Source organism: uncultured Clostridium sp. (assembly GCF_934754915.1).
GTDB lineage: Bacteria > Bacillota > Clostridia > Clostridiales > Clostridiaceae > Clostridium.
Genome location: NZ_CAKVKB010000247.1, coordinates 1 through 3,426, shown reverse-complemented (window position 1 = coordinate 3,426; position 3,426 = coordinate 1). Strand labels below are relative to the sequence as shown.

4 protein-coding genes and 1 pseudogene are annotated in these 3,426 nt (G+C 26.6%); all 5 read left to right on the top strand.

Features of this window, described 5'->3' with window-relative positions; all coding sequences use genetic code 11:
- Window positions 1-709: pseudogene (locus tag Q0F58_RS18305) on the top strand (DNA mismatch repair protein MutL); the annotation flags it as partial.
- 62 nt (window positions 710-771) lie between these two features.
- Window positions 772-1,701 (top strand): tRNA (adenosine(37)-N6)-dimethylallyltransferase MiaA, encoded by a 930-nt coding sequence (gene miaA, locus Q0F58_RS18300; protein WP_294379326.1) that lies wholly within the window; start codon window positions 772-774, stop codon window positions 1,699-1,701.
- 49 nt (window positions 1,702-1,750) lie between these two features.
- The gene (hfq, locus tag Q0F58_RS18295) at window positions 1,751-1,981 is read left to right on the top strand and encodes an RNA chaperone Hfq (protein ID WP_294379324.1); all 231 of its coding nucleotides are present in this window, start codon (window positions 1,751-1,753) and stop codon (window positions 1,979-1,981) included.
- Between the two features lie 273 nt (window positions 1,982-2,254).
- A complete protein-coding gene (locus Q0F58_RS18290) occupies window positions 2,255-3,055 on the top strand; it encodes a sugar nucleotide-binding protein (RefSeq protein ID WP_294379322.1) in 801 nt (266 codons plus the stop codon).
- 19 nt (window positions 3,056-3,074) lie between these two features.
- The coding region (locus Q0F58_RS18285; protein ID WP_294379320.1) for a dicarboxylate/amino acid:cation symporter at window positions 3,075-3,426 on the top strand (352 nt) is incomplete at its 3' end.

Here is a 3,426-nt window from a genome sequence, read left to right as displayed (position 1 = left end):
GTCTTATACTGAAAATTCTGAATATGATCCTTTGAAATCTTCAAAAACATTAACAAATACATCTATTGATACAAATACAATTGCTGATTGTGATGCTGAGTCTATAAATAAACAAAAAAAGACTGCAAAATTCCCACCTTTAACTATAATCGGTCAATATAATAAGACCTACATTTTATGTGAATATGACAGTACTTTATATATGATTGATCAACATGCAGCTCATGAAAAAATTAATTTTGAAAAATATATAAAAAATATAGAAAATGGTGATATAATAGTTCAGCCATTAATGGTACCAAATATAATAGATCTTTCATGTGATGATTATTCCTATTTTGAAGAAAACAAAAATGTTTTTAAAGAAGCAGGTTTTACTTTAGAAGAATTTGGTGGAACATCTGTAGCATTAAAAGAAGTTCCTTATTTTCTAGGTAAATTAAATCCAAAAAAATTATTTCTGGACATATTAGATAATTTAAAAAATCTTGGCAATGGAAAAACTGTAGAAGCAAAGCATAATGCTATTGCAACAAAAGCATGCAAAGCTTCGATAAAAGGGAATGATGAATTAACTATGAATGAAATGATTAAGCTTGTAGAAGATTTAAGATATATAGATGACCCTTTTCACTGCCCTCATGGCAGACCTGTTATTGTCAAATTTACGAGTACTGATATAGATAAAAAATTCAGAAGAATAGTATAACAATATAATAAACTATAAATATATCACAAATTTATGATGTATGTTTTAGAGAGGAAATAACTATGAAACAAAAATTACTTGTCCTTGGAGGGCCTACTGCTGTTGGAAAAACTGAACTTTCAATAAAACTTGCCAAAAAGCTTAATGGTGAAATAATTTCAGCTGATTCTATGCAGATATATAAATTTATGGATATAGGTTCAGCAAAAGTTACAGAAAAAGAAATGGATGGGATAAAACACTACTTAATAGATATTATTGAGCCTGATATTTCTTTTTCTGTAGCAGATTTTAAAGAATATGGTGAAAAAGCTATAAAAGAAATATTATCTAAACAAAAATTTCCTATAATAGCTGGAGGGACTGGATTATATATAAATTCTTTAACATGTAACATGACTTTTACTGATGCAGAAAAAGATGAAGAATATAGAAAAAAACTTGAAAAGTTATGTGATGAGAAAGGGAATGACTATGTTCATGAAATGCTTAAAGATATAGATCCAATAAGTTATAAGGAAATTCATGCCAATAATAGAAAAAGAGTTATAAGAGCATTGGAAGTATATAAACTTACCAAAAAGCCTTTTAGCTCGTTTAATGCTGGAAATGATTTTTACAAAAGTGATTATGATATATATTATTATGTTCTCACAATGAATAGAGAAAAACTTTATGATAGAATCAATAAGCGAGTAGACATAATGATGGAAAATGGACTTTTAAAAGAATGTATAAAACTCAAAGAAATGGGATATACTTCTGATATGCAGTCAATGCAAGGAATTGGATATAAAGAAATTCTTTATTATTTAGAAAATAAACTATCATTGGAAGATGCTGTAAATATGATAAAGCAAGGCTCTCGAAATTATGCAAAAAGACAACTTACATGGTTTAGAAGAGATAAACGATGCATATTCCTTGATAAAGATACAATGAATGATGAAGAAATTCTAAATAAAATTCTTAATGACATAAGAAATAACTAAGTTTATAATGTAATTATATATTATTTAACAATTATATGGGAGGGTTTTTATGGTCAATAAAACAAACAATAACATTCAAGATATTTTCTTAAATAATGCAAGAAAAAATCAAATCAATCTGACAGTTCACTTACTAAACGGTTTTCAAATAAAAGGAACAGTAAAGGGATTTGATAATTTCACTGTTATTTTGGATTGTGATGGAAGTATGATGTTAATTTACAAACATTCAATTTCAACAATAACTCCAGAAAAATCAATATCTTTTACTAATAATTAAATCATATCAATAAGATAGCTGTAACTTAGAATGTTACAGCTATTTTTTATTGCCATGATTTATAATATAAAAGTTAAATCTATATTTATTATTTCAGTGAAAATCTAAATATAAGCATATAATTTAGAAAATGGTTATTTTACAATTTATCCAATAAAGTGTCATAAATATAACTTTTTTAAAAGAAATATGTCATAAAATACTATATAAAAGTATTTTTACATGGTAAACTATTTATACATATAAAATTTGCAGTTATAAGGAGATTATATTATGAGAAAAATTCATAAAGCATGGCTTATAGGATCAGAAACTCCTGTGGGTCAAGCTATATTAAAACAAATTGACACAATGAAAATCAATATTATTGCTACAGACATGGATGATGTAGATGTTTCACAAATTGATGAGGCATTAAGTTTCAGTTACTTAAATCATCCTGATGCAGTCATAAACTGTTATGATTTATATGATATAGATGAGTGTGAAAAGAATCCAATAAAAGCATATAAAATTAATTCTATAGTTCCTAGAAATCTTGCTATATGCTCAAGAAAAATAGAGGCAAGATTTATTCATTTATCAACCACATCAATATTCAGCAAAGAAATTGAAAGGGGATATACAGAATTTGATGAACCTAGCCCATCTGGAATATATGCAAAATCAAAATTTCAAGGCGAAAAATATGTAAGAGAATTAAACAACAAATATTTTATAGTTCGTTCAGATTATATTTATGGCAAAAAAGAAGATCTTATTAAAAGACCTTTTAAAGAGAATAAAATCATTTCTCCTACAAGTTGTAATGAAATTGCATCATTTATAATATCTCTCATGGACACTCCTGAATATGGAGTATATCACGCATCAAGTACAGGAACATGTACCTATAATGAATTTTTAAAAAAATATAGTGAGTTATCAAATGATACATCTATATTAGAATTAATTAATAAAAACACTGATTGTATTAAAAATATTAAAATTGATAAATTTATGCTCAAATTATGCAATGTATATAAATTTCCAAATTGGAAAGAAGATTTAGAAAAATACATTAACAACTATTAGATAGAAGGAGATTTAAATTGTGAAGAATAATAAAAAAATAGGATTAACTACATGGATATTTATAGGACTTCTAACTGGAGCAACGTGCGGAATGATTTTTCACTACTTTATTCCTGATGGAAATGTTAGAAACTTCTTTATTGATGGAGTTTTTAATGTGATTGGTAATGGATTCCTAAGAGCGATGCAGATGCTTGTTGTGCCTCTTGTTTTTTGTTCATTAGTATGTGGAAGTATGGCAATAGGTGATACTAAAACTCTTGGTAAAGTAGGAGTTAAAACCATTGTATTTTATATTGTAACAACTGCACTTGCAATTACAGTTGCTCTTTGTGTTGGAAACTTATTAAATCCTGGTTATGGATTAGATG

Bases quoted from the DNA above. Each gene is read 5' to 3' on its own strand.
- Q0F58_RS18290 (WP_294379322.1), top strand. From the start codon at position 2,255: ATGAGAAAAATTCATAAAGCATGGCTTATAGGATCAGAAACTCCTGTG.
- hfq (WP_294379324.1), top strand. From the start codon at position 1,751: ATGGTCAATAAAACAAACAATAACATTCAAGATATTTTCTTAAATAAT.
- miaA (WP_294379326.1), top strand. From the start codon at position 772: ATGAAACAAAAATTACTTGTCCTTGGAGGGCCTACTGCTGTTGGAAAA.